Consider the following 24,706-nt stretch of genomic DNA (forward strand, 5'->3'; position numbering starts at 1 on the left):
ATGACTTCTTCATAAGGGCCTGTTCCATGTCTGCAACCCTCGCATTCGTCTTTCCAGGGCAAGGTTCCCAGTCGCTGGGCATGCTCGCCGAACTCGGTGCGCAGCATCCTTGCATCGTCGAAACCTTTAGGGAGGCCTCGGCCGCGCTGGGGTACGATCTGTGGAAACTGATCCAGGAAGGCCCTGAAGAGCAGTTGGCGCAAACCGACAAGACTCAGCCCGCCATCCTGACCGCTTCGGTCGCGCTGTGGCGTCTGTGGCAAGAGCAGTGCGACGCCCGTCCTGCCTTTGTCGCCGGTCACAGCCTGGGCGAGTACAGCGCCCTGGTCGTGGCTGGCTGCTTGACCCTGGCCGATGCCGTGCGCCTGGTCGAGCGCCGCGGGCAGCTGATGCAGGACGCAGTGCCTGCAGGGCAGGGCGGCATGGCGGCGATTCTCGGCCTGGACGACGCGAAGGTGATCGAGCTGTGTGCCCAGGCTGCCGAAGGACAGGTCGTCAGCGCGGTGAATTTCAATTCCCCAGGGCAGGTGGTCATCGCCGGCGACAAGGCCGCGGTGGATCGCGCCATCGAGCTGTGTAAGGCCGCTGGCGCCAAGCGCGCGCTGCCGCTGGCGGTCAGCGTGCCGTCGCACTGTGCGCTGATGCAGCCTGCCGCCGAGCGTTTCGCCGAAGCGGTCAACGCCATCGACTGGAAAGGTCCGGCGATTCCCCTGGTGCAGAACGTCAGCGCAACCGTCCCCCGCGACCTCGACACCCTCAAGCAGGATCTGCTGGCCCAGCTTTACCAGCCCGTGCGCTGGGTCGAATGCGTGCAGACGCTGGCCGCGCAAGGTGCGGTCAACCTGGTGGAGTGCGGCCCGGGCAAGGTCCTGGCCGGCTTGAACAAACGGTGCGCCGATGGCGTGACCACCTACAACCTCAATACCCCTGAAGCCTTCGCCGCCACCCGCGCGGCGCTGGCCTGATCTAGGAGAAGCTTGCATGAGCCTGCAAGGTAAAGTCGCCCTCGTCACTGGCGCCAGCCGTGGCATCGGTCAAGCCATCGCGCTCGAATTGGGCCGTCAGGGCGCCACTGTGATCGGTACGGCTACGTCCGAATCGGGCGCCCAACGTATCGCCGAAACCCTCAAGGAGCACGGCGTTGCCGGCACCGGGATGGCGCTCAACGTCACCAGCGACGAGTCCGTGGCCTGCGTGCTCGCCGCTATCGGCGAGCAGTTCGGTGCGCCGACCATCCTGGTCAACAACGCTGGCATCACGCGTGACAACCTGATGCTGCGCATGAAAGACGACGAGTGGTTCGATGTCATCGATACCAACCTCAACAGCCTGTACCGTCTGTCCAAGGGCGTGCTGCGTGGCATGACCAAGGCCAAATGGGGTCGTATCATCAGCATCGGTTCGGTGGTCGGGGCCATGGGCAACGCCGGCCAGGTCAATTACGCCGCTGCCAAGGCGGGCCTGGAAGGCTTCAGTCGCGCCCTGGCGCGTGAAGTCGGCTCGCGTAACATCACGGTCAATTCGGTGACGCCAGGCTTCATCGACACCGACATGACCCGTGAATTGCCAGAGGCGCAACGCGAATCCCTGCAGACCCAGATTCCCCTGGGTCGCCTGGGCCAAGCGCAGGAAATCGCCAACGTGGTGTCTTTCCTGGCATCCGAAGGCGCCGCCTACGTCACGGGTGCTACCGTACCCGTGAACGGCGGGATGTACATGTAAACAGGCCACTCAATGTGACGGATTGCGCAGAAAAATAGCCAGACTGCGCACGCAAAATCCGTTATAAAGCTGCATCCAGATTCCAGGCAGCGGGTCGGGTGGCCATGAGGTGACGCATTAAGCTTGAAAAGCAGGCGTCTTTCTATAAAATTACCCACCGGTCAGCTGCCTGACATATGTCCATTAGGAGTGAAAACAAGGTATGAGCACCATCGAAGAACGCGTCAAGAAAATCGTTGCCGAGCAACTGGGCGTCAAAGAAGAAGAAGTGACCAACGAGAAGTCTTTCGTCGACGACCTGGGTGCCGACTCGCTTGACACCGTCGAGCTGGTGATGGCTCTGGAAGAGGAATTCGAAACCGAGATTCCTGACGAAGAAGCTGAAAAAATCACTACCGTACAATCTGCCATCGACTACATCAATTCTCACAAGGCTTAAGCCGTTTTGTAGTCGACGCTTCTTGTCGAGAAAAACCGCACTGCCGTCACTGGCGTGCGGTTTTTTCTTTGCAAGAACAGTAGTTATTTCAAAAGGAGAGTTCTGTGTCGCGTAGACGCGTCGTGGTCACCGGTATGGGGATGCTGTCGCCACTGGGCACCGATGTGCCGAGCACATGGCAGGGTGTTCTGGCCGGCCGCAGTGGTATCGGTCCGATCGAGCATACGGATCTGTCTGCCTACTCCACCCGTTTTGGCGGTTCGGTCAAGGGCTTCGAAGTCGAGCAGTACCTGTCGCCCAAAGAAGCCCGCAAACTTGACCTGTTCATCCAGTATGGCCTGGCGGCCGGTTTCCAGGCGGTACGCAATGCTGGCCTGGAAATCACCGATGACAACCGCGAGCGCATCGGCGTGGCGATGGGGTCGGGCATCGGCGGACTGACCAATATCGAAGACACCAGCCGGACCTTGCACGAGCAAGGCCCGCGGCGGATTTCGCCGTTCTTCGTCCCCGGTTCGATCATCAACATGATCTCGGGCTTTCTGTCCATCCATCTGGGGCTGCAAGGTCCTAACTACGCCGTTTCCACGGCCTGCACCACGGGCACGCATTGCATCGGCATGGCTGCGCGCAACATCGCCTATGGTGAAGCCGACGTGATGATCGCCGGTGGCGCCGAAATGGCGGCCTGCGGATTGGGTATGGGGGGCTTCGGTGCCTCGCGCGCCTTGTCTACCCGCAATGACGAACCGACCCGGGCGAGTCGGCCTTGGGACAAAGGCCGCGACGGTTTCGTCCTCTCCGACGGTGCCGGTGCGCTGGTACTCGAAGAGCTCGGCCACGCCCAGGCGCGCGGCGCGACCATCTATGCCGAGCTGGTCGGCTTCGGCATGAGCGGCGACGCGTTCCACATGACCTCTCCACCCGAAGACGGGGAGGGCGCTGCGCGCTGCATGGCCAATGCCTTGCGCGATGCCGGTGTGGCGCCGCACGAAGTCAGCTACATCAATGCCCATGGCACGTCGACGCCTGCCGGCGACCTTGCCGAAGTGTCGGCGATCAAGCGGGTGTTCGGCGAGCATGCCTACAACGTCGCAGTCAGCTCGACCAAGTCGATGACCGGACACTTGTTGGGCGCTGCCGGCGCTGTGGAGGCGATCTTCAGCGTGCTGGCGATCAACAGTCAGATGGCGCCGCCCACCATCAACCTGGACGAACCGGACGAAGGCTGCGACTTGGACTTCGTGCCACACCAGGCGCGTAGCATGCCGATCGACGTGGTGCTGTCCAACTCCTTCGGCTTTGGCGGCACCAACGGCTCGCTGGTGTTCCGCAGGTTCCCTGGCTGATGCACAGTTGGATCGACGGCCAGCCGGCAACTGCAGTGAATTTGCAGAATCGAGGCTTGGCCTACGGCGATGGTCTGTTCGAGACCATCGCCGTGCGCGCAGGGCGGCCAAGCTTGCTCGATGCGCACCTGGCGCGGCTGGAGCAGGGCTGCCAACGCCTGCTCATTCCCACCGACATCGCGCTCATACGCGAGGAAATCCTGCGTTATGCCAGCGCACTCGGCGAGGGTGTGACCAAGCTGATCCTCACCCGCGGCGATGGCCCGCGCGGCTATGCCAGCGCGCCGGCCACCGCACCACGTCGTCTGCTGCAAGCCAGTCCTTTGCCAGGCCATCCCAAGGCCCATGCCGAGGCCGGTGTACGGCTGTATCCCTGTCGCACGCGCCTGGCCGAGCAGCCCTTGTTGGCCGGCCTCAAGCACCTCAACCGTCTGGAGCAGGTGCTGGCCCGCGCGGAATGGCAGGACGCCGAGCATGCCGAAGGCTTGATGTGCGACACCCAGGGCCGGGTCATCGAGGGTGTCTACAGCAACCTGTTCGTGGTCAGCCGTGGTCGGCTGCTGACCGCCGATCTGTCCCGATGCGGCGTGGCCGGCGTGATGCGCGGTGTGTTGCTCGCGCATGCGACGGCCCAGGGCATCGACGTGCAGGTCGGCGAGGTCTCGATGGCAGTGCTGGAGCAGGCCGACGAAGTGTTCGTCTGCAACAGCGTGTATGGCGTGTGGCCAGTGCGTGCGCTGGGCACGCTGAACTGGTCGCCAGGCCCGCTCACCCGTAAACTGCAGGCCTTTGCCCGTACGTTACTGGAAACCTGATTCGTGAGACGTAAAATCCTCCTGCTCCTGGAAATAGGCCTGGTGCTAGCCGGCCTGACGTTTGGCTGGGCGGCTTGGAAGGTCCGGTCGGTGGTCGACCAGCCGCTCCAGTTGAGCGAAGAACGCATGCTCGAAGTGCCCGCCGGCACCACGCCCAACCGCATGTTCTACCGCATGCAGAATGAGGGGCTGCTCGACGAGGCCCTGTGGCTACGTTTGTATTGGCGCTTCAACATGGCCGGCACCGCGCTGCACACCGGCGAATACCGGTTGACGCCGGGCATGACCATGGGCGAGCTGTTCGGCGCCTGGCGCCGGGGCGATGTGGTGCAGTACACCCTGACCCTGGTCGAGGGCTGGAACTTCCGTCAGGTGCGTTCGGCACTGGCTCGCCATGACACCCTCGAGCACACCCTCGATGGCCTGAACGACACCGAGGTGATGGAAAAGCTCGGCCATTCCGGCGTATTCCCCGAGGGGCGCTTCTTCCCCGCTACCTACCGGTTCGTGCGCGGCATGACCGATGTCGAATTGTTGCAGCAGGCTTACCAGCGTCTGGACGAGGTGCTGGCCAAGGAGTGGGCGGAGCGTGCCACCGGCCTGCCTTACCGTGATCCGTACCAGGCCCTGATCATGGCTTCGCTGGTGGAAAAGGAAACCGGGATCCCGCAGGAGCGCGGGCAGATCGCCGGCGTATTCATCCGCCGTCTGCGTCTGGGCATGATGCTGCAGACCGACCCTACGGTCATCTATGGCATGGGCGAGCGCTACAACGGGCGCATCACCCGTGCCGACCTGCGCCAGCCTACGCCCTACAACACCTACACCATGACCGGGTTGCCGCCCACGCCGATCGCCATGGTCGGCCGCGAGGCGATCCATGCCGCGCTCAACCCGGCCGACGGCAGCAGCCTGTACTTCGTGGCGCGCGGCGATGGCAGCCATGTGTTCTCCGATGATTTGGACGACCATAATTCCGCTGTACGCGAATTCCAAATCAAGCGGCGTGCCGACTATCGCTCCAGCCCTGCGGCGCCGAGTACCTCCACTCCGCAGCCCGCCCAGGGCGTACCTGCCGACTCAGCACCCGCTGCGTCCCCAGAAAGCACACCTGGCGTCGGCACCGAGCCCGACACCGTTGTACCGGCCGCGCCCGCGCAAACGCCGGCGCCCGACACCACTCGTTAAGGACTGCCCGTGAGCGGCTTGTTTATTACTCTTGAAGGGCCGGAAGGCGCTGGCAAGACCACCAATCGTGAATACCTGGCCATGCGCTTGCGTGAACAGGGCGTAGAGGTGGTGCTGAGTCGCGAGCCAGGCGGCACGCCCCTGGCGGAGCGCATCCGCGAACTGCTGCTCGAACCCGGCAGCGAAGCCATGTCCACCGATACCGAACTGCTGTTGATGTTCGCTGCCCGTGCCCAGCACCTGGCCCAGGTGATCCAGCCGGCGCTGGCGCGCGGTGCGGTGGTGATCTGCGATCGGTTTACCGCGACGTTATCTATTCTTGGTAACCTTGGTAAACCCAGCTAATCGACTCGCCTTCGATCACCTCTCCAGCTCCAGTCACCCCCGAAAGCCTTGTACCACCTGGCTTCCGATCATGATCGAGTCGATCTCGATGTCGTATTTATAGCATCCGCTAGATCCAAAATGTAAACAAGCCCTTCGAAGTCATTTTTTTCATTAAATGTAAACGCGCTTCCCGCCTTGATGCTCAATTGTCGCACCATCGACCACCAACCTATATCGTAACTTACTGAAAAATATAGGTTTTCACGTTTACATTTTCCGTTTTTCCCGGGCGCGCGGTCGTTTTTCCAGCCCAAAAGCCCGTAAATTTCTACGGCCCCGCTGATCAAACTCATCATTTCGACGTTTCCACCCCTTGCCATGCCATGCCATGCCATGCCATGCCAAGTCACGTCAAGGCACCCCTCGGTACTCCACGCCATCCCTTGCGTTGCCGATGGCATTTGGACTCAGGCCGGCGACCAGGTGGATCCTCATAGGCCCCAATGGCTCTATTCCCTAACTACCAGCGCCGAGCGTCAAATTTTAGCGAGCCAACGAAGTGAGTTTTTGATAGCTTATTGCCACTAGAATTCAGAGCACGGTTTTGGGTAGGATTTATGGACGATCAGGCACCCCTCTATTACTTGGCTTTACTAGGGGATGTCCCCAAGACGCTCAGGTCAGCCCTGCGTGGCGCGATTTACCGCCGGGTGGAAGATCTTGGGCTTTTGATTGGACGGGATGTGGAGATCGCGGAGGGTAGTCCCCAAGATTTCCGGCCTCTGATCGATCGATGCTGTGCAGCTCTATGCTTCCACATTGATGACCACGAAGAGGCATCCATCGAGAAGCTGATTCAACGCCGCGTGCCTCTGATCCCAGTAGCTCAGAGCAAGAAAACCTTTGCTTCGGAGTTCCCTGGAGCCCTTGGGGCTCTGAATGGTCTTGAGGTAGACGACGGGGTGGAGGCGATCACAACAGCCCTCTTGGAGAGCGCTGCGCTCATCCCAAGGCAGCGCCGGGTGTTTCTGAGCTATCGCCGAGTGGAGTCCACGGAGGTTGCGCTGCAGCTTTATGCAGCCCTTTCGGCATGCCAATACGACGTTTTCCTAGATACCCATGGCATCCACTCGGGCGAGCATTTTCAGGAGGTGCTCTGGCAAAAGCTCTGTGACTCAGACGCGATGGTCTATCTCGACACCCCTGGCTATTTTGATAGCCGGTGGAGTGCCGCAGAGTTCGCACGTGCTACCTTGCGTGGTCTATCGGTATTGAGGGTGGCTTGGCCTGAGGTCGAATCCAAGGCGAGCCAGCTCATTGGCGTCGAAATTGTCCTTTCCCAATCGTCCTTCTCACCAGCGAATACGCCTGGCACGACCGAAGGCGCAACCACTGACGAACCGAATGCCCAGCTCAACCGGAAGATCTCCGATCATGACATCGATGAAATCGTCCATAAGGTCGAGCTCCTGCGTTCCCAGAGCGTAGCGAACCGGTACTCCAAAACCGTTAATAAGCTAAGCCACTCATTGGCTGACTATGGCGGAAAGATCATTGGTCACTCGGTTAGCAGAAGCTTGATCGTGTCCATTGGCGGTAAAACCATTGCGGTATATCCAGAGCTCGGAGTGCCCACAAGCCACGCGTTGTACGAGGCTACCCTGGATTTGCACAAGCCTCCGGTTGCGGTCGTTTACAACCAGGTAGGTATTAAAGAACGAAAATGGCGCGCTCATATGGAGTGGTTCGGAAAGTATGTGGAGAGCCACGTTCGGCTGGTGACAACTGATGAGGCCGCATGGGAGTTCAGTGTGTGGGATAATGCGCGCACTTAGTTTCCGGGAAGTCTTGACCATGGTCGTTGACATGGCGTCATCATGATGTACAGCCACAGAAAAAGCCCAGAGACCCTGAATTATGAGCAGCGTTTTCCTTTCCGCCAGCGTCCCGAGTACCGACAGCGAGTACTACAAAGGATGCAACCCTGTATTGATTCAGTCTGCCCTGCGCTCCTTTTTGTTTTGCGTACTGGGGCGAAAGCATCTGGTCTTCGGCGGGCACCCCTCAATCACCCCCCTTATCCTAGCAGTCTGTGAAGAACTGGGTGTCGATAACAAGAAGGCCGTAACTTTATTTCAGAGCCAGTATTTTCAAGAAAGCTTTCCCGCCGAGGCCTCCCAGTTCGAGAATCTCGTTCTCGTTCCCGCCAGGGGGACGCTAGAAAAAAGCCTGGCTGTCATGAGAAGGCAAATGTTCACTGCGTACAATTACGATGCTGCAGTGTTCATTGGTGGAATGGAAGGGATTAATCAAGAGTTTAGGTTGTTCAGGGAAGCCTGCCCAACCGCCAAAATCCTTCCGTTAAAAAGCCCCGGTGGTGCAGCGGAAAAGTTACCTGGGGTGATGTTGGACGATGATGAGCTTCTTGATTACGAAGGCTTGTTTGTAAAAGGTCTCAAAATTGGAAAGGAACCGTTGAAGGATCTTCCTGCGCTCAAGCTTAAGGGCGTGAATTACTTGAATAAGGACATGTAATATGCATTATGGATTTGAAATGAAGTTGGGTGAGGGTGAGATCGCGCTGAATCCACTGATAATCGTACAGTACAAGGCTGAGCTAAAGAAAAAAGTTGTTTCGCTGCAAGATTATTTTTTGAATGAGGGTGTCAGTGTTGATGCTGAGCTAATTGCTAAACACCTGTTTCCAGAAATGCATTGCGATGTGTTTATCTCGCATTCTTTCAATGATCAGAACGCTGCTATCCAACTAGCTCATAACCTTAAGCAGAAGGGCATTGTTGCCTTTGTGGACTCCATCTTCTGGGGTTCTGATTATGAGCTGCTGAAGGCTATCGATGATAAGTACTCTGTCCCCATGGGTAGTAGAACTTATGATTACAAGCGGCTTAATCGCTCAGCAGCGCATGTCAATATGATTTTGGCGACTGCTTTGCAGAAAATGATCATGCGCTCGTCCATGCTGCTGTTTCTTAACACAGAAAACTCGATCTCAACCAAGCATTCCGTCCAGGACGAGCAGAGGACTCACTCTGCCTGGATTCATATGGAGCTGATGTTTAGCCATATGATGTGGGAGGTCGAGCAGAGCAAGAATATGATTGATGGTTTGCAATCTTATGCAACTGAGTCGCTGCCCATCTATCACAAGGCCCATACGGAACATCTTAAGAGTCTTTCGTATCGTGACTTTGCAAGCTGGTTGGGTGGCTACATTCGTGCTGATGAGCCTCAAGTCTTCCCTGCAGCCGCGAAGAATCTTTACCGTGGTCGGAACAGAGTTTATTGATGGATAGGAAACTCAAACACCTGGAGTTTGTGCAGTCCGTTATCAACCGCTTATCCACCAACTCTTTTTTGCTGAAAGGGTGGTCGGTATTGCTGATTTCCGGTTTGTTCGCGTTAGCTGCCGCCCAAGATAACAAAGGCTTCGCGGTTTACTCGCTGGCACCGGCAATTGCGCTATGGGGATTGGATGGATATTTCCTGGCCCTGGAGCGGAATTATCGAAAGCTATACGACCAGGTGCGCTTGCTGAACCCTGAGCAAGTGGATTTCGCCATGGCGCTGGTCGTGAGCAATGGAAACATGGATTTCTTCAAAGCTTGCTTTTCGAAAACGCTGCTGGTCTTCCACGGAGCGGTGATTATCTCAATCTCAACTGCGGCTAGCATTTTGTGATGCTCAGAGGCCCATTGAATAGCCAACAGCCAACAGCCAACAGCCAACAGCCAACAGCCGGACACTCAACACGCTACGGCAATTTATCAGGATAGCCAGTAATGCCCATCAATCTCGGCACCCTCAGATCTGCTGCGTCACGCAGCCGCCATTACTCTACGGCTTCGAACTCTCAGAGCGCGCGTGCGCTGGGATACAGGACGGCATTTTTGTGCCATAGCCACCAGGATCGCACGCTGGTACTCGGGTTGCTCCAGCTGTTTAGAGAGCAGGGTTTGAATCTCTACGTCGATTGGATGGACAGCGAGATGCCTGCGACCACTAACGGCGATACCGCCAGGAAGATCAAAAACAAGATCGTTGAAGCTGATCTTTTCCTGTTCTTGGCAACGCCAAACTCGCTGGCTTCCCGTTGGTGCCCTTGGGAGATCGGTTACGCCGATGGAAAGAAACGGCACGAGAGCATTTTTGTAATCCCTACCACTGAGCACGGTACGAATTACGGGAATGAATATGTCGACATCTACCGGCGCATCGATGAAGCCGACCAAGGGGGCCTGGCTGCCTGGAATCCACGGCAACACTCTGGCGGAATCTACGCGCGCTCACTGTGATCCAGGCGAATTAGCTTGAGCTCAAGATAAGGACTGTCAATGACTCCAAGTATCTCTGAATTTTCGTATGGCTATGCGGTGACCAGCGAGGTCGTTAAATTCCTGGGGCCGGCCATTGCCGCTGCGCCCCAATTTCCGACCCTGTATGCTGAAGGTCAGGCGGGAGGAGGCTATGACGTCAAGATTGTGGGAGGGAGTCCAGTCTTCTTGCAGTTCAAGCTGAGCCATAACATGGAGCGAAGCAACGCCAAGGAGTTCAGGTTAATGCATGGGCCGTACTATCGCTGGCACCTACATTCCCTTCAGCGTTCCGACCAACATAACCTGCTCCTTGATCTTGAAAGCAAAGGCAACGCGGTGGCCTATGTAGCTCCTGTTTTCTATCAGTCCGCCGAGCTCAATACGCACTATCTAAATGATCAGATCCTGGATCATTCGGTGACTGTTCTTCCGTCCGATATCGGGCCACTACCCGATGCCAAGGATCATTACGTCGTGTTTAACCGCTCGGGAGTGGCGCATCGCTGCTCGGAAAAACCTGCAAAGGTGAAGTGCGACACACTGAGCCGCTGGCTCACGGGCCGAGTAAATCGACCTCCGGAGGATTTGGGTGCTGGCGGGGTAATCAGACTCGTGGATGAAATCGTCGCGGCGGTGAAGAGTGCCCGGTCGAGTCGCCTGTCCGAAAAATGGTCACGACCGAAAGAAGTCGATACCGAAGAGCTCAAGAGGGTGATACGCGCCAGGCCTTTGCTTGAAACGCTGTCATTGATATCGCGCACAGTCCTCGATTCAGAGCTGTTGGTGGTCAACCCCCAATGGCAACGCATCGCTAAACCCTGATGATCTCGAAGGTGTGCTGCCATGCCCTCTAACCATGTGGCAGCCCGATATACGCGTCCAGCTAATCAACCGCTGGAACTGCTTAAACCGCTGCACCCTGCATAAGCCGCTGCCTTGCCTTTGCAGGCCTGCACGAACTCGCCATTGCTCTGCTGAGGTAGCTCAGCAAAACCCATGAGATGCCTGTATGCGTTACGCACCTGATGCATTGATCCAATCACATTCCTTGGCTGAAGATGCCGCTCCTTCAATCGAGACACCGATTCAGGCTTGTACTGATTGGAGGCCAGGCCAGCCGATTCCTCGACCCGAGGTTGTGCTTTATGAGGAATATGAAAACTACCGTGAGACGCCGCCGGCGGGGCTGGAGATCGATGATGTCGAGCTGGTTTGGTGGCTAGTGGCTGCGAGTTTCAATCACTCTGAGCTGCGCAGCAGGCTCACTCCGGTAATTGCCAGGCGTAGGGACTGGAGCGGCTTCAGCTTTTCCCCGATCGCCGATTTGCAGAACAATAGCCGATACCCTGGTGCCGTCATTCAGTTACTTCGCGAGCTCCTGCCTGAAGTAGCACTGCACGAGACGAATCTGGAGGTTGCTCAGGAGAGCGACGATGTCGAGATTGCGTTGGCAACAACCTTGGTGATCCAGAACGTGATCTGGCATGAACTCACCTGGACAGCACTTGGGATTGTTCCCGTTGAGCTGCTACCCGACCATTTGAGAGATGCGTCCTTCGGTGTAGATCTTGGACTTTGAACCCGTGCATCAGCACGACGGCGAGGCGAGGTGGCGAGACTATCGCCGAATTCATATCGAATTGAGCCCCGCGTAGGGCTCCTTCACGTGAGCTCTAATGTTCAATTGTCGGCTGAAAGGGATCGGTTCCACAGAAACCCTATTGTGGAACGGCTGATCCCGAGCTGCCGAGCCGTCTCTGCCTGGCTCAGACCAGCCTCTTTGCAATCGAGCACTTTTCTGAGCTTCACCAAATCACTTGGTCGAGCGGCGGGGCGCTTAACGACGTCGAGGCCTTCCAGATGAGCTGCGATATCAGCGGCGCTTACCTGTTTCTGCAGCGCCTCCAGTTCTTCGGTGGCCTTGGCTAGCAGAGCCGATTGGGGCACGTTGTCCCGCGTTGAGATGATCAGCGTGAGGAAGGCCAATGGGCTCAGGTCGAGCGCCTGCGCAAGCTCTATGAACTTGTCTAGGGTGGGGCTGCTCTGCCCATTCTCGATCTTGCTCAAATACGTCCTGGATGCCGCATTCGCCAAAGCCTCCTGGGTGAAACCCCGATTTCCCCTGAGTGCTCGCACGACTGCCGCTAACGCTTGCTTCAACAAGACGATTTCCTCAAAAGAGGAGGATGTAGCCACGTTGCGCAGTCCAGTTACACAGCATATGATGTTCGTAACTGTAAGGTGCCGCTGTGTTGGGTTGCATCTGGGCATGATGCGGCAACGTTCAGCAGGGCGCATCGCCTGAATACCTTGCGATTAGGGTGGGGGTGTGAGTGGTTTGCTTGTCGCAGACGAGCCAGGTGGCTGCGGTGCAGGCAATTAACCTTCAAATCGTTGCTCCGCCTCGGCCTGGCTGAAGACGAACTTCTACCTCGCCGGCCACCTGGTAGAGGCTTTTACCCATTTGAGATTTATTGCATGTTCAGTTGCGCAAAGAAACGAGACCTCCCACCAGCAGCAGACGTTTCTAGCTGTCCTCAAGGCCTGCCTCCGGAGATTGCAGAGGCGCAGGGTATGGAATGGGGGATTTTTATCGACGCCTACCTCTCGCAGGCAGCGCGCGTGGGGCAGCGTTACGTAGCCTTGGTGTATAGGGATCAGTCTGGAATTTCCGAGGACGGCATGACCATCGCCACACCTCCGGTACGCCACGTCGAGACTAGGGGGGGCTTCAAGCTGATGAAGAGTAGTGCTGGTGATCACTATGTAATCACCAGCGAGCAAAGTGTGGGATCGTGAGGTGCATGTAGTGCTAAGTGAACTCCACTAGGTGGCCAATCAAAGGTTTGTAGGGGAGGGGGATTTGAACGGCGTTGACTTGACTTTGGGTCGCGACAATAGATTAAGGAACGGATATGTCCGAGCTTAAAAAAGGTACAGTCATTGTAAAGAATTATAATGTGCAGGCCTCGGGCGAGCTCGATGCGCTTTATAACCGAGTCAGGCTGGAAGATGAGCACGGGCGCACATTCTACTTTAAAGAGGTGGTGGTTCCAAAGTATCTGAACAGGCATGGGGCTTTCGTTAGCGATACGCCCAGGACTTGGTTCTACAAACATATGTCCAAGAAGTCTATTGTGATTCTCGCGGTCGAAAAGACTGGCGGAAAGATTGAGTATGACCTGGAAGATATCCGGCTAATTGCCCGTTCTACGGTATTGAAAGGCGTTGTGTTTTCAATCGCTTCTGTCCCAGCGGCGATCATTGCCGCCACGGCAACTTTCGGCCTTGGACTCCTGCTGATTCCTGCGGGGATTTGGTACGGTTACCGCAATATCTTCAAGCTTCCCTCCATGCTGAGCCGCAAACGGCTTATGCGCGACTTTGAGCAGCATGGCATTACGGTAAAGTAGGTCGATCCCAAAGCGCTGAGGTTAGCGAGACGAGGGCATTGGCGTTTCGCTGGGCCGCTCTTGTAAAAACGTACGATGGCCGCTCCATGGGCGCGGGCCCAGATTCTGCGCCTTAATCGATCATGAAAGAGTACATGTGTACTCCACTGGGGCAATCGTGAACGAGATTTGGGTGAGAGAACGCCAACGTCGAGAAGCGATTTGGCAACTCGCTGATATGGAACCAGGTGATCGGAAGGTCGCCGAGATCCTGAAGCGTCTGGATGACTTGGAGCGTCTCGACCGCGAAGATCCACTGGGCGATTGCTCCTTCGACATGGCGCAGCTTGCAGAGCTGCCAAGTACTCCCCATCCCATCGGTTGCTGGATTATTAAAGACGCCGACTTACCAGAGCCCTGGAGAACTAGATTTTTTGTGGCGCTGGGCCCCGCAACTCGGGTATTTGAGGGGTATTACCGGCACGATTGGCATGACTTCCTGGACGCTTGGCAAACCGATATGGCTCACATCAAGCGCCACCGTGATGCATTGGATGATTCGCATTAGATGTTCTTCAGGCGCAGTAGTCTTGCGGAGCAAGGTTTGGACAGCAACTGATGGGCAGGTTTGGTATGGAAAAGCATGTAATCGGGCTGGAGCGTGGCAATCTGGCTGAACTCGAAATCGTGGAGCGTCTGGTAGCGGCTATTGGCGTCTTGAAATTTGAAGCTGACGCTCAGCGCCTCGCCGAGATGCATGTCATTGATCCTCAAGCAGCAGTGCAATCGATTCCGCGTTTAACTCACCCTAGCCTCATTGGGATGAGCAATGTGCCATTTGAAATTATGCGGCGCGTAAGTGACGACTTGGTCGAGCGGGAGCCGGGGTTGCTCCAGCGGCCCAGCTACCGGTGCCGAGATGACCAGTACACTGCTGTACCCTGGGAGTTCTGGTTGGATTTAGTCCGGCATGCTCGCGCTTTTTTTGATCCTGCCAAGCTGGATGCTGATTTTCTAGGGGACAGGTTGCGAGAAGGGCTTTCACCGGAGGAGGCGTTTCATTCGCTCATTGCCTCGAAGCAAAACCGATAGCTGCCACTTGCTGGATACAGTAGGTGGATCGCTTCCCCATGGGTGTATTCACAAGAACTCATAACCAGGCCTGTTCGCGGGTCAGCGTCAGACAAAATAAGCCTGAAAGGGTGAAAATTGTGATGCAGTCGACATTTTTGGCGCGAAGTCCGATTTATTTTGCACCCCCCCCTCTTGAAAATTTTTTTGCGAGACGGAGTTCTAATATTTGAAGGCAAAGAGATTTTATACGGTGTAAGCACGACTGCCGGTGCTGGAACCGGCCACGGTTTCTGGGTCTAGCTTTTCGGTTTTGTTTTTGGGGTTTTTCAGCCCTTGATTGCCTTGCCGCAGGCGAGGCGAGGGCGGTCAGGGGAATCGGTGTTTAGGGCCAAAGGCCCTACTTACGCTTTGAATACAAACAACCAAGGCGTCAGAAATTTTTTTGAGTGGGGCAGTCCGTCTCCAATAGCACCCATGTCATCCAACCGTCTGGAAGTGTTGGATGAACTCGTCCCGCAGTCTTTACTGCGGATGACATGGGCGCGGATATTCGTCTGATGAAACCGCCCTACGGCTTCACACTATTGTGATGCGCTAGCCGTCAGCAGGGCCTCCTCCAAGGCCTCCAGGGCGCTTTCTAATCGGCTATCCTCGCGAGCGTCACCGCTTGCTGGCGTGAATGATTGGCAGTGCCTCAACAGGGCTTCCAAGTCGTTTCGGTTCAAATCGATTTCGATGTGCATTTTCAGCTCCTCAGAAAATGGAGTAGTTGGCTTGCTCGTGGATGGGCTCAGAATACCGGTTTGTAAGGGAGGTGAGCCTGGCGTTGGGTGTAGAGGTGGAGAGGCTTGTGTGGGACAAGGCCTGGGACATTTACGGCCATACTGGAGCCCGGACGTCTGCATTCCGGATTGTCATGTACACCATCTAGTAGAGCGTATAGGGTAAGGCGCAAGCAGTCGAAGCCGAGGTACGGAATGTATCAAGTCATTGGGATCACCAAGACCCTGGGGATCTTCGCCACCACGTGTGTCCTAGTGTTCCTGGTCATGTACTACAAGGAGATCCCAGCCCTTGTAGCGGGGCCGCTCATCGACCTTCGCCGTCCCATCACGTCAGCGGTGACTTTCGGCTCTGGCGTTTTCTGGGTGTTAGGCCAAACGCCGTTATTCGTTTGGCTATGCAAGGCGCCGCTCCTTCGCAAGTACCTCCCTCCCATTGATGGGGAGTGGGACATGCAGCTGAAATCCAACTGGGGAATCAAGCAAAAATGGCTCGGCCTGGGCGATGGGACTTCGCTCATCACCGTTCCCGGGAAAGTAAAAATCAAAGCTCGCCTTTTCAGCGTCAAAATGGAATTCGTCTCAGCCGACGGCTACTCCGAATCCAAAACCATCAGCGTCTCCGTGCGACCAAGCGACCAGACGGGCCTGCTGGAACTGAACTACATGTTCGTCAACTACACACAAATTCCGGTGGCCACCGACACAAACACTCATACCGGTGCTGCCAGGGTGTTCGTGAAAGAGTTGGGAGATCGGCTGTACATGGAAGGGACGTACTTCACAGACCGCAAGTGGACGGAGGGGCTCAACACCGCAGGACAGGTGACATTCACTCGCCCGAAAGCGACCTGAGCCCGTCATTACAGGTCAGCGGTGAATTTTTGTCAGGCACTACATGTGGTGTTTTTCCAATACTATTGATCTATATGTTGTGGGGTGGCATTATGGTGTCTCGCGTGTCATCGAGCATGGTAGCTGACAAGCCGGGAAGGACTGCACCCTCTGGAACTATGTGGTTGGCGTAGGGTGGCAGTGACGAGATTCAGGGGTGCAGAGCGCGCTCGGTAGTCTCGAATGTGAAAGTCAGCAGTTGCTGGAGGCACCGTTCATTTAGCGCCTGAGCGGAGGCTTCATGCCCAATTTCAGTCCTTTGCTGTTCACTACCACTGGGGAAGCTTGCTTCCTTGATGAGCTCGATCTTGCACCCGACGAATTGTCCCGGATTGATGGTGCTCGTAAAGACATCCGGGAGGCCCTGAAGGCCGAGCTTCCTGGCGCCCTTCGTGATAAAGGGCTGGAAGGCGACATCTGCGAACCGAGGTTTTACATCCAGGGATCGCGGGCGTACAAAACGCTGAACAGCCCTTGTACAACCCCGCCTCAGCAGTCGGATATCGATGACGGGGTTTATCTTCCGCTGAGTGTCATGCGTGAAGAAAGCAGTCCCAAGCTCGCCATCGCACTGTTCTTTGACGCGGTCATCGATGTGCTCGGCCCTATGTGCGCTGAAAGGGGTTGGCACACCCAGGCTAAAGACACTTGCGTGCGGGTCACCATCTCACCCTCTGCACACATCGATCTCCCGCTGTATGTGATTCCTGACACCTTGTTCCAGTTGATCAAAGCCAACATGGAAAGCCGTGGGCACGCGGTCTTCGATAGCGCGATCAACTCCGAACGAGACAGCTGGAAGACACTTCCCTCGGACAAGATCCTGCTGGCCGATCGCAAGCAGGGGTGGCGTAAGTCCGATCCTATGGCCATGAAGAACTGGTTCAAACGTGAGTGCCTTGAAAAAGGTGACCAGCTCATTCGCGTTGTGCGCTACCTCAAGGCATTCCGGGATAAGCGATGGGAAGACAAGGGCCCGAGCTCGATTCTGCTCATGGCTGCAGCCTGTCCGTTGTTCCAATTTTTCGACAAGCGCGATGACCGCGCCCTGCTGAACGTGGTCAAGGGCATTCCAGACGCTCTGCGCAACGGGGTCGCAAGCCCAATCGACCCAGACGCATCGCTCACTGCCCCTATGGCAAAGGAAGCCCTTGCAGACGCCGTTGAGTTTTTTGAGGACTTTGCTCGCCACCTTGAGGGCGCTATCAACGCGACCGATGCCCACACTGCCAACAACTGGCTTCACCAAATGCTCGGCGACCGATTCCCGTATGCGCCGCATCGCATGAAGTCAAACCCTGAAGGCATGCCAGCCTCGATGGCTGCAATCGCGCCTTTGGCAGGGCCGGCGGAGCCAGTAAAGCGCACCAAGGCGGGTTGAACCATGAGCGCGATGCCGGAGGTGCTGCGCCATATGAAAGGTTGGGGATTCACCAAAATGGAGCCTCAGCCAAGTTCGGGCTGGCTCGCAATGGCAGGAGAGTTGGTCACGGCTACACAGGGAACAGTCCAGTGTGAGGTGTGGCTAGACCCATCTTTCGAACGGCCCCTGCAGCTCTGGCTCACGGGGCTTCCGAAAGCCCTTCCGCGTGTCGTTCCCCACCTCTCGCCTGATGGCTATCTGTGCTATTCGGCTCCGGGGACTGAAGTGATCGATATCTTTGACCCAGTCGGTCAAACCCGGACATCCCTGCTTCAAGCGATTGAGGTTATCGAGCAGCTTCTGGCTGGGAAAATGAAAGAAGATCTGCAAGAGGAGTTCTTCGTCTACTGGTATGGCGATTATTGCTTCCATGATATCGAAAGGCGTGAGTCCGGCTTGGTCGAGCTTCTACAGCTCTCTGACAATGCGATGTACCTGCTGACGGACGATGTTGAGCGCAGTCGGGCCAAGTTTGCGCGTCCAGGTCGAGCAATTACGGGGATTACCTCTAAGGTCGCGATGATTACCTCCAGCGCTGCCCCGAGGCCTTTGCAGGACAATTGGCCACCAAAAACGCTGGGTGAGATTCTTGGCTGGCAGCATGAACTGGATGATGCCTGCCGGCGGAAGATTCGCGACAGAGTGACTGCAGCATACCGCGAAGGGACTCGCGCCCTGATGATCGTGATCGAGCCTGAACAAACGAGATACAGCTACGGGTTCATCGTGCACGACCTGCAGCGCAACCGCCTGCCTGCTCATCGTGCAATCGACCAACGTCTTCCCATTTTCGATTGCCCTATAAAGCCATTGCAGATGCTTCGTCTCGACGACAGATACTTGGCAGAACGCAATATCCCAGGGCAGATCACCTTTGCAGGTAAAAGGATCGGCTTGATTGGCTGCGGCACTATCGGCGGGTTCGTGGCTGAGATGCTGATCAAGGCGGGCGCTGGAATCGGTGGTGGCGAGCTGTCACTGATCGACAATGACTTCCTGATGCCCCAAAACCTGGGCCGCCACCGGCTTGGCTTCAACTATCTGTTCCGTCCGAAATCTGATGCGCTTGCGGAAGAATTGAAGATCATCATGCCCAGTGCACGGGTGCGTAGCTTCAACAACGACGCCAAAGACATCAATTTGGCTGATTTGGATCTCATCATTGATGCCACCGGTGAGGAGTCATTCGGTCACTGGCTCGCCAAATCTACGTCCTGTCCAACCTTGCACGTTTGGATAGAGGGGGCAGGGGTCGCGGTGCGCTCATTGATCAAACATCGCGCCGAACAAGGGTGCTACCGCTGCGTGACTGAATCGAATAAACAGGGAGAGCTTTTATCCGTGGTAGGTGGAGTGCAGCCGATCTTTGCTGGGCAGGGGTGTGAAGGCCTCTATGTGCCTTTTCCAGCATCTGTATCGATCCAGGCAGCGGCCCTTGCGTTGGACTCTGCGCTGGCGTGGTTAGCTGGCAAACCTTGGCCTTCGCTCAGCACGCGGTTGACTGATCACAGTTATGAACCGGCAACACTTGATTGCTCGCCGCTGCCCCACATCGGTTGCCCAATATGCCGCACCTAGCAACGTGGGTTGTCCCTGGTACTGAGCAACTGGTGTATCTGCATCAGCAGCCGCTAGAGGTGTTCAGGCGTTTCATCCAGGAGGGTATCGACGCCAAGGAAGCAGGTGGAATCTTGCTTGGCCATGTGCGTGGAGAGCATTTGGAGATTACCGAGGCGACCGAGCCCTCGTTCTGGGACAAGCGCTTCAGGTTTCTTTTCGAGCGCATGCCTTATTTTCATCACAAACTCGCCATGAAGCGCTGGAAAGAAAGCCATGGGCTGGTGCGCTATGTCGGAGAGTGGCATACCCATCCGCAAAACTATCCGACACCTTCCTCCGTCGACTTGAGGGAGTGGCGCATTTTGGCTGCTGATCGGCGCGACGCCCGTCCTTTGCTGGCATTGATCGTGGGGTGTGAAGGGCTGCACGTTGAGTACATGTTCGGCACTGGCAAGCGTTGTATACTTGTCCCGTTAGACCCGACTAATCGGGATGGGTGAGCGACTGACAACGCTGATGGGCTAGCTGCTAAATGCCAACAATCAGCCCGTCACTAAGTCACGATGTAAACCGATTTTTTGAGGTGTTAACCGTTGGGTTTACACGTCAAAAAATAGGTTTACACCATGCGTGGTCAAAGCCATAAATGGTCGGATGCCTAGGGTGTTCTTTTTCTACGCTTGAGGTCGTCTAGCTTGGTTATGCGCAGCCTCCACCCCAGTAGCGCCAGGTTGAAAGGAGCTTGAGGCGATGGCAGAGATTGATCCAATCTTGCTCGAATGCGCGATACGCGTTTTCGGCAATCAGTCCCTTGCAGCGCAATGGCTGGCCAAGCCAGTTCAAGCATTGGGCGGTAAATCCCCCCTCGACGTCGACATTGAGATCGCATTGGAATTTCTAGCGCGGTTGGAACATGGTTTTGCATCGTGACCAGGCACTTTCATGCGCCTCACCTTTTCCTAACTGAACGATCTCGCACCCCTCATAGCGAACAGCGACCGCTATCCGGTCGTGGAAACAAAGCGTGAGTCCCAACCCATGAGTACAAGTTTGACTGAAGACGAAATGCGTAAAGCCTTGTTCGGCAGCTGCGATGCTCCCGCTCAAGATACCGGTGCGGAGCCTGAAGCTCCAGAGATGATCTTTGTGCTACCTTCGCCGCCCTCCAAAAAGAAAAGAACATCTTCTGCGTTCACACCCAGGCTGAGAGTCGTGCTGAGCGTGGGCAATGAATTCGAAGGCGCCATGCAGGAATTGGTGCATGAGGCGGATACTCTTAGCACTCTCCTGGCTGAGCAAGAAGCGGTGAGGTCTGCGAAGAAGAAATTTAGGTACGTAGAGGTAATATCGGTCAAGCCAATGTAGCTGGCTGATACGCCGGGCACTGTCCGTAAAGGTCGCTCGGCTGCTCGATCTGTTGTCGCAGGGCGATCTTGAGTCTCAGCCCAAGAACAGAACCTAACCCATCAGCAGTACCTGCCGAGCGCCGGCCTTGGAGCTAAGACTTTAGTCGAGTTACAGGAGGCCTTTTTACCTAATATAACCTCCTGTCACCCAGCTCCGCTTGCAGCATAGACGTCTGTGAAGCGAGGCCAGACTCTAGGCACGAGGATAGGACGTAAAGGAATGCCCGCAAAGATTCAAATGTCGCAAGCGTACTGCGTCGAGCTTCAGGATACTGTGTCGATCACGGAGGCACGTCGGGCGTACTTTTCCCAGCCAGAGCCCAGGTCGCGGTTCACGTTCCACTGCCCGCACTCTGAATGCCTAACGCTGAGCAAGCCGCCGACGATTACCGGTGTGAATTACGCAAGCCTTCCGGAGGATACCTATAGAGCGGCGCATTTTCGGGATCCTCACGTAGGGCATGTTGATGGGTGCCCTTGGCAAGGTGAAGAACCAGCAGCGGATGATGGCAGCCAGGCGGATGCAGCCTCTGTTAAAGATCGCGAGGCTAAGCGCAAACTCCATGATTTCATCAATGAATTTGATGGTAGGTCTAAGTCAAAAGTCGATGGTGGGGTGCCGGGCACTCCTGACTCCGATCCTGAAGCGCGTCAGCGAGACGGCCAGAGGGGAGTTGCGAAGGGGAATTCTTTTTCCGACCGGAACCGTACGAGCAGTTTCGAGCGGCTGGTTGAGTATTACCGTAACGCTCACAAAGACCTGAACACCAAGGAGTTTTTCGCCTTGCGATTGAAGGTCACCGGGGAAGGTGATATGCCACTTGTATCGTTTTTTCCACAGGTGGCCAAGGCCGTTCCGGACTCACCGAACCGTGTGATACATGGCGGGGCTAGGCTGGAACCGCGCAAAGACAACGGATTCATGTTCTGGTTTATGGATCGTATCGATGGGAAAGGCGTCTACCTTCGTGTAACCAATAAAGAAATGGAAGAGTACCGGTTTCGAGGGTTCTTTAACGATACCTTGGCCCAAGAAGACGCAGATTATTTCCGAGTTTTTGGATTGGGGCGGGTGGTGCTAGCAGAATCCAAAAAAAGCTACAGGCTTGAGGTCGGCGATCTTAATCAATTGACGCTTTTTGCGGTCAAAAAGAAGCAGCCGGCGCCTAGTGCCTGATCTTCGATGCGGATCTTCAGGCTAGAGAAGGTCGAGTAGTAGATAGGCTCACGGTGTTTCAGGATCACGTGAGCCCTGTTCTCTTCAAACTTGCGGCCAGCTCGGCGTGATTGGAGAATCCCAGCTTGGTCACGGAGTTGTTCATAGCGATCGTGTGAGCTTGTAATTCAAAGTTACCAGTTAAAAGATATTTCAATGCGGTCGCAGCAGGTTAAGCATCGTTCAGCTACAGGCTATCGGTCTATTGTTATCAATGAGGATAGAGTGATCCTGGAATATCTTTTGTCCATCTTCTGAGGCGCATACTTGCTTGGCACGGGGAAACTGTAGGGGCTCACTGAGCCGCTCATGCTTCTCCGTTTCATACTGATGCACTTGGAAAGAGGGGGTAGATCTAGACGTTGGCGGCCTGGTTAAACGCATGTTGGCACTTTGAAATTTTTTGCAGACCTATTAATCTCGAATTTTTTGTGCGACGGACTGCCCTGTGATCGAGAACCTGCTCATACGCGGCGTATCAAGCTATTCACCCAACGCTCATACCGCCATCGGCCCCCTGAAGCGGGTGAATATGCTTTACGGTCAAAACGGGACGGGTAAGAGCACGATCGGCAACTATCTGCAGGCCCCTGGTGAGACCTACTACCGGGCCTGCAGCATGGTGCCTGCTGACCCTGAGCGAGAGATCCTGGTTTACAACCACACGTTCATGGAGAAGAACTTCCATGAGGACATGGCTCAGCCTGGGGTGTTCACCCTCAATGCAGGCAATATCGAAGCCGAGACTGCCCTGAATGCCGCGCAGGCCGCTATCAAGGTGCTGTCAACGCAGCAGGAGCAAGAGCTGGCCAAGGGCACAGCCAGCAAGACCGCGCGCGAGGTTGCCAAGCAGGCGTTGAAGGACAGTCTCTGGAAGCTTAAAACGCCGTTTGATGGGACACCCTTGGCCTACTGCTTCCAAGGGTTCAATACCAAAGAGCGGCTTTTGGATAAGATCCAGGCGACAGCTGAGTCCACAGGCAGTGTCACCACCGAGGAGCTGATGGCAGAGGCCCAAGCGTTGCAGTCTGCGTCGGATGCACACTTGCCCTCGATTCAGCCTATCGGGCTTCCAACCTTTGAGCTTGAAAGCCATCCTATTTTCAACGAAATCATCACTGGCTCGGACAACTCCTACCTGGCTGACCTCATTCACGCCATAGGTCACTCTGACTGGGTTCAGCATGCGCTGACCTTCCCCCGCATTGAGGGCGATTTATGTCCGTTCTGCCAGCAACCGCTGCCAGAGGATTTTCATGCCGAGCTCGCCAAGATCTTCGACAAAACCTACGAGCAGCGTACACGCGACCTCGCTGATATTCATCGCCGCTACAGTGGCGCGGTCGATCAGACCCTGCAGCGCCTGCGCGGTGCCGCCTACCAGCACCCATCATTCCAACTCACAATCTCCAAACTTACTGCAGCGCTAGAGCGAAACCAGCAACTCATCGTTAAAAAGGCGGCCAGCCCGTCCATTGCGGTTGAGCTTGAGGTGACTGCGGGATTGATTGACACCCTGAACGAGCTCATCGCGGTCGAGCAGAAAGTCATCGATGAATTCAACCACAAGGTGAAGAACAAGCAGATCCACCTGAGCCGAATCAGGGAGGATTTCTGGGGTGTGTTGAGAAAAGCGTGCGGCGCCTTACTTGATCACTACCTTCAGGAAGACCAGGAACTTGCTCAGGCGCAGCAGCAAGCCAGGGATAATATTGAGGCGCTGCGGGTGAAGGCGAGGGCAGAGCGCGCAATCATCGCCCAGTCCAAGGCCGCGATCACCAATATCGATCAGTCTGTCGACAGCATCAACCAATGGCTTCGCATCCTGGGGCTCAAGGGCTTCGAGTTAACTAAAGAGGAAGGGGACGTTCCTCAATACAGGCTGCAGCGCCCCGAGCAACGCACGGACGTCTTCAAAACGCTCAGCGAGGGCGAGAAAACGCTCATTTCCTTCCTGTATTTCCTGGAGGTTTGCAACGGTGAGCTGAACGCTGCAGCAGGGAGGTTGATCAGCGACCGCATCATCGTGATCGATGATCCGATTTCGAGCTTGTCCCACAATTACGTGTACGACATTGCCTCGTTGATCAAGCGCCATGTACTGAGTCCGAAAGCCCGGTTCAAGCAAGTAATCATCCTGACCCATAACCTGTTTTTCTTCCACGAGATGGTCAAGCTCATGAATGAAGACGGGGGGCGGGGCAGGGGGAATGGTAGGCAGGAGGAGAGTCAGCTGGCCTTGTTCCGGATCACAAAATCCGAATACAGCACCGTGGTCGCCATGCAGCCTAAGGAGATTCAGAATGACTACCAGTCCTTCTGGCAGACGATCAAAGACGCCCTGGATGGTCGCACGTCGGTTACGGTGATTCCCAACATGATGCGAAACATCCTGGAGTACTACTTCACGTTCGTTCATTGCAAAGACAAGCTCGCCCAGGCGCTCGAAGACCTGGGTGATCAGGATCCGCAATTCCGCTCCCTATACCGCTATATCAACCGCGAATCGCATGCTGATGCCGTTAACATCACCGACTTTGGCGAAATCGATCCGCAGGTCTATGTCGAGCGATTCCGCCAAGTGTTCGTGAAGACCGACTTTGAGGAGCACTACAACAAAATGATGGGCTGATTCGTGGCGCGGGTGCGTCATCGAAAAACGGGGCGGCTACTGGTACTGCTCAATTGGTTCGGGAAGACCAGTGCCTCAAGTCGGCCCGTCTGGGTGGGATGTCACATGAATCGATTCAGGTAGCAGCCGGGCTTTTCAGCGTGCGAGCGCGCT

General features: G+C 55.9%; 27 protein-coding genes and 1 pseudogene. 26 read left to right on the forward strand and 2 right to left on the reverse strand.

Features of this window, described 5'->3' with window-relative positions; translation table 11 throughout:
* Positions 1-26 precede the first annotated feature (26 nt).
* From fabD to tmk, 7 genes and pseudogenes are all read left to right on the forward strand, one after another.
* Positions 27-965 (forward strand): ACP S-malonyltransferase, encoded by a 939-nt coding sequence (gene fabD, locus AA0Z93_RS15460; RefSeq protein WP_413048047.1) that lies wholly within the window; start codon positions 27-29, stop codon positions 963-965.
* A 16-nt stretch (positions 966-981) separates the two neighbouring features.
* The gene (fabG, locus tag AA0Z93_RS15465) at positions 982-1,722 is read left to right on the forward strand and encodes a 3-oxoacyl-ACP reductase FabG (protein WP_413048046.1); all 741 of its coding nucleotides are present in this window, start codon (positions 982-984) and stop codon (positions 1,720-1,722) included.
* A gap of 202 nt (positions 1,723-1,924) precedes the next feature.
* On the forward strand, positions 1,925-2,161 hold the full coding sequence (gene acpP, locus AA0Z93_RS15470) for an acyl carrier protein (RefSeq protein WP_413048045.1): 237 nt from the start codon (positions 1,925-1,927) through the stop codon (positions 2,159-2,161).
* Positions 2,162-2,265: 104 nt separating this feature from the next.
* The gene (fabF, locus tag AA0Z93_RS15475; RefSeq protein WP_413048044.1) at positions 2,266-3,510 is read left to right on the forward strand and encodes a beta-ketoacyl-ACP synthase II; all 1,245 of its coding nucleotides are present in this window, start codon (positions 2,266-2,268) and stop codon (positions 3,508-3,510) included.
* Complete coding sequence (gene pabC / locus AA0Z93_RS15480; RefSeq protein ID WP_413048043.1) at positions 3,510-4,325, forward strand: aminodeoxychorismate lyase; 816 nt, start codon at positions 3,510-3,512, stop codon at positions 4,323-4,325. Before fabF ends, pabC begins: the two co-directional genes overlap by 1 nt.
* A gap of 3 nt (positions 4,326-4,328) precedes the next feature.
* Positions 4,329-5,513: an endolytic transglycosylase MltG gene (gene mltG / locus AA0Z93_RS15485; protein WP_413048042.1), complete on the forward strand. Its 1,185-nt coding sequence runs from the start codon at positions 4,329-4,331 to the stop codon at positions 5,511-5,513.
* Positions 5,514-5,522: 9 nt separating this feature from the next.
* Positions 5,523-5,816: pseudogene (tmk, locus tag AA0Z93_RS15490) on the forward strand (dTMP kinase); the annotation flags it as partial.
* A 110-nt stretch (positions 5,817-5,926) separates the two neighbouring features.
* Here tmk and AA0Z93_RS15495 read toward each other — a convergent pair.
* Positions 5,927-6,196 carry a hypothetical protein gene (locus AA0Z93_RS15495; protein WP_413048041.1) on the reverse strand — a complete coding sequence of 90 codons (270 nt, stop codon included), beginning with the start codon at positions 6,194-6,196 and terminating at the stop codon, positions 5,927-5,929.
* A gap of 261 nt (positions 6,197-6,457) precedes the next feature.
* Between AA0Z93_RS15495 and AA0Z93_RS15500 the strand changes: the two genes are divergently transcribed.
* From AA0Z93_RS15500 to AA0Z93_RS15530, 7 genes are all read left to right on the forward strand, one after another.
* Positions 6,458-7,675, forward strand: coding sequence for a toll/interleukin-1 receptor domain-containing protein (locus AA0Z93_RS15500; protein ID WP_413048040.1), 1,218 nt, complete (start codon positions 6,458-6,460; stop codon positions 7,673-7,675).
* Between the two features lie 82 nt (positions 7,676-7,757).
* The gene (locus AA0Z93_RS15505; protein WP_413048039.1) at positions 7,758-8,375 is read left to right on the forward strand and encodes a hypothetical protein; all 618 of its coding nucleotides are present in this window, start codon (positions 7,758-7,760) and stop codon (positions 8,373-8,375) included.
* A 1-nt stretch (position 8,376) separates the two neighbouring features.
* Entirely contained in the window at positions 8,377-9,147 is a 771-nt protein-coding gene (locus tag AA0Z93_RS15510; RefSeq protein WP_413048038.1) for a hypothetical protein, read from the forward strand.
* Positions 9,147-9,539, forward strand: coding sequence for a hypothetical protein (locus AA0Z93_RS15515; protein ID WP_413048037.1), 393 nt, complete (start codon positions 9,147-9,149; stop codon positions 9,537-9,539). Before AA0Z93_RS15510 ends, AA0Z93_RS15515 begins: the two co-directional genes overlap by 1 nt.
* Positions 9,540-9,640: 101 nt before the next feature.
* Positions 9,641-10,153 (forward strand): toll/interleukin-1 receptor domain-containing protein, encoded by a 513-nt coding sequence (locus AA0Z93_RS15520; RefSeq protein ID WP_413048036.1) that lies wholly within the window; start codon positions 9,641-9,643, stop codon positions 10,151-10,153.
* Positions 10,154-10,192: 39 nt separating this feature from the next.
* Positions 10,193-10,996: a hypothetical protein gene (locus tag AA0Z93_RS15525; RefSeq protein ID WP_413048035.1), complete on the forward strand. Its 804-nt coding sequence runs from the start codon at positions 10,193-10,195 to the stop codon at positions 10,994-10,996.
* Between the two features lie 187 nt (positions 10,997-11,183).
* Positions 11,184-11,753 (forward strand): hypothetical protein, encoded by a 570-nt coding sequence (locus AA0Z93_RS15530; RefSeq protein ID WP_413048034.1) that lies wholly within the window; start codon positions 11,184-11,186, stop codon positions 11,751-11,753.
* A 101-nt stretch (positions 11,754-11,854) separates the two neighbouring features.
* Here AA0Z93_RS15530 and AA0Z93_RS15535 read toward each other — a convergent pair whose 3' ends face one another.
* Positions 11,855-12,370 carry a helix-turn-helix domain-containing protein gene (locus AA0Z93_RS15535; protein ID WP_413048033.1) on the reverse strand — a complete coding sequence of 172 codons (516 nt, stop codon included), beginning with the start codon at positions 12,368-12,370 and terminating at the stop codon, positions 11,855-11,857.
* 378 nt (positions 12,371-12,748) lie between these two features.
* On the opposite strand from AA0Z93_RS15535, the gene AA0Z93_RS15540 reads away from it, so the two are divergent.
* The 12 genes from AA0Z93_RS15540 to AA0Z93_RS15595 all read left to right on the forward strand — a co-directional run bounded on the left by AA0Z93_RS15540 (position 12,749) and on the right by AA0Z93_RS15595 (position 24,553).
* Positions 12,749-12,973 (forward strand): hypothetical protein, encoded by a 225-nt coding sequence (locus AA0Z93_RS15540; protein WP_413048032.1) that lies wholly within the window; start codon positions 12,749-12,751, stop codon positions 12,971-12,973.
* A gap of 116 nt (positions 12,974-13,089) precedes the next feature.
* A complete protein-coding gene (locus tag AA0Z93_RS15545) occupies positions 13,090-13,587 on the forward strand; it encodes a hypothetical protein (RefSeq protein WP_413048031.1) in 498 nt (165 codons plus the stop codon).
* Between the two features lie 157 nt (positions 13,588-13,744).
* Positions 13,745-14,134: a hypothetical protein gene (locus tag AA0Z93_RS15550; protein WP_413048030.1), complete on the forward strand. Its 390-nt coding sequence runs from the start codon at positions 13,745-13,747 to the stop codon at positions 14,132-14,134.
* A gap of 65 nt (positions 14,135-14,199) precedes the next feature.
* Positions 14,200-14,658 carry a hypothetical protein gene (locus AA0Z93_RS15555; RefSeq protein WP_413048028.1) on the forward strand — a complete coding sequence of 153 codons (459 nt, stop codon included), beginning with the start codon at positions 14,200-14,202 and terminating at the stop codon, positions 14,656-14,658.
* A gap of 959 nt (positions 14,659-15,617) precedes the next feature.
* A complete protein-coding gene (locus AA0Z93_RS15560) occupies positions 15,618-16,277 on the forward strand; it encodes a hypothetical protein (RefSeq protein ID WP_413048027.1) in 660 nt (219 codons plus the stop codon).
* Positions 16,278-16,557: 280 nt separating this feature from the next.
* Positions 16,558-17,697, forward strand: a complete 1,140-nt coding sequence (locus AA0Z93_RS15565; RefSeq protein WP_413048026.1) for a CBASS cGAMP synthase — start codon at positions 16,558-16,560, stop codon at positions 17,695-17,697.
* Positions 17,698-17,700: 3 nt separating this feature from the next.
* On the forward strand, positions 17,701-19,317 hold the full coding sequence (locus AA0Z93_RS15570; protein ID WP_413048025.1) for a ThiF family adenylyltransferase: 1,617 nt from the start codon (positions 17,701-17,703) through the stop codon (positions 19,315-19,317).
* Between the two features lie 32 nt (positions 19,318-19,349).
* Positions 19,350-19,799 (forward strand): Mov34/MPN/PAD-1 family protein, encoded by a 450-nt coding sequence (locus AA0Z93_RS15575; RefSeq protein ID WP_413048024.1) that lies wholly within the window; start codon positions 19,350-19,352, stop codon positions 19,797-19,799.
* Positions 19,800-20,049: 250 nt separating this feature from the next.
* Entirely contained in the window at positions 20,050-20,229 is a 180-nt protein-coding gene (locus AA0Z93_RS15580) for an antitoxin Xre/MbcA/ParS toxin-binding domain-containing protein (RefSeq protein ID WP_413048023.1), read from the forward strand.
* A gap of 108 nt (positions 20,230-20,337) precedes the next feature.
* Positions 20,338-20,664 (forward strand): hypothetical protein, encoded by a 327-nt coding sequence (locus tag AA0Z93_RS15585; protein ID WP_413048022.1) that lies wholly within the window; start codon positions 20,338-20,340, stop codon positions 20,662-20,664.
* Positions 20,665-21,099: 435 nt separating this feature from the next.
* On the forward strand, positions 21,100-21,882 hold the full coding sequence (locus AA0Z93_RS15590) for an ATPase (RefSeq protein WP_413048021.1): 783 nt from the start codon (positions 21,100-21,102) through the stop codon (positions 21,880-21,882).
* A 487-nt stretch (positions 21,883-22,369) separates the two neighbouring features.
* A complete protein-coding gene (locus tag AA0Z93_RS15595; RefSeq protein WP_413048020.1) occupies positions 22,370-24,553 on the forward strand; it encodes an AAA family ATPase in 2,184 nt (727 codons plus the stop codon).
* The last annotated feature ends 153 nt before the right edge of the window (positions 24,554-24,706 follow it).

The organism is Pseudomonas phoenicis (genome assembly GCF_047302395.1).
Lineage (GTDB): Bacteria > Pseudomonadota > Gammaproteobacteria > Pseudomonadales > Pseudomonadaceae > Aquipseudomonas.

Excerpts from the sequence above, each read along its gene's own strand:
- AA0Z93_RS15570 (WP_413048025.1), top strand. The coding sequence starts at position 17,701 with ATGAGCGCGATGCCGGAGGTGCTGCGCCATATGAAAGGTTGGGGATTC.
- AA0Z93_RS15560 (WP_413048027.1), top strand. The coding sequence starts at position 15,618 with ATGTATCAAGTCATTGGGATCACCAAGACCCTGGGGATCTTCGCCACC.
- AA0Z93_RS15520 (WP_413048036.1), top strand. The coding sequence starts at position 9,641 with ATGCCCATCAATCTCGGCACCCTCAGATCTGCTGCGTCACGCAGCCGC.
- AA0Z93_RS15545 (WP_413048031.1), top strand. The coding sequence starts at position 13,090 with ATGTCCGAGCTTAAAAAAGGTACAGTCATTGTAAAGAATTATAATGTG.
- AA0Z93_RS15495 (WP_413048041.1), bottom strand. The coding sequence starts at position 6,196 with ATGATGAGTTTGATCAGCGGGGCCGTAGAAATTTACGGGCTTTTGGGC.
- AA0Z93_RS15525 (WP_413048035.1), top strand. The coding sequence starts at position 10,193 with ATGACTCCAAGTATCTCTGAATTTTCGTATGGCTATGCGGTGACCAGC.
- AA0Z93_RS15505 (WP_413048039.1), top strand. The coding sequence starts at position 7,758 with ATGAGCAGCGTTTTCCTTTCCGCCAGCGTCCCGAGTACCGACAGCGAG.
- fabG (WP_413048046.1), top strand. The coding sequence starts at position 982 with ATGAGCCTGCAAGGTAAAGTCGCCCTCGTCACTGGCGCCAGCCGTGGC.
- AA0Z93_RS15540 (WP_413048032.1), top strand. The coding sequence starts at position 12,749 with ATGGAATGGGGGATTTTTATCGACGCCTACCTCTCGCAGGCAGCGCGC.
- AA0Z93_RS15530 (WP_413048034.1), top strand. The coding sequence starts at position 11,184 with ATGCGTTACGCACCTGATGCATTGATCCAATCACATTCCTTGGCTGAA.
- AA0Z93_RS15580 (WP_413048023.1), top strand. The coding sequence starts at position 20,050 with ATGGCAGAGATTGATCCAATCTTGCTCGAATGCGCGATACGCGTTTTC.
- AA0Z93_RS15515 (WP_413048037.1), top strand. The coding sequence starts at position 9,147 with ATGGATAGGAAACTCAAACACCTGGAGTTTGTGCAGTCCGTTATCAAC.
- AA0Z93_RS15585 (WP_413048022.1), top strand. The coding sequence starts at position 20,338 with ATGAGTACAAGTTTGACTGAAGACGAAATGCGTAAAGCCTTGTTCGGC.
- AA0Z93_RS15500 (WP_413048040.1), top strand. The coding sequence starts at position 6,458 with ATGGACGATCAGGCACCCCTCTATTACTTGGCTTTACTAGGGGATGTC.
- AA0Z93_RS15555 (WP_413048028.1), top strand. The coding sequence starts at position 14,200 with ATGGAAAAGCATGTAATCGGGCTGGAGCGTGGCAATCTGGCTGAACTC.
- pabC (WP_413048043.1), top strand. The coding sequence starts at position 3,510 with ATGCACAGTTGGATCGACGGCCAGCCGGCAACTGCAGTGAATTTGCAG.
- fabD (WP_413048047.1), top strand. The coding sequence starts at position 27 with ATGTCTGCAACCCTCGCATTCGTCTTTCCAGGGCAAGGTTCCCAGTCG.
- AA0Z93_RS15565 (WP_413048026.1), top strand. The coding sequence starts at position 16,558 with ATGCCCAATTTCAGTCCTTTGCTGTTCACTACCACTGGGGAAGCTTGC.
- acpP (WP_413048045.1), top strand. The coding sequence starts at position 1,925 with ATGAGCACCATCGAAGAACGCGTCAAGAAAATCGTTGCCGAGCAACTG.
- AA0Z93_RS15510 (WP_413048038.1), top strand. The coding sequence starts at position 8,377 with ATGCATTATGGATTTGAAATGAAGTTGGGTGAGGGTGAGATCGCGCTG.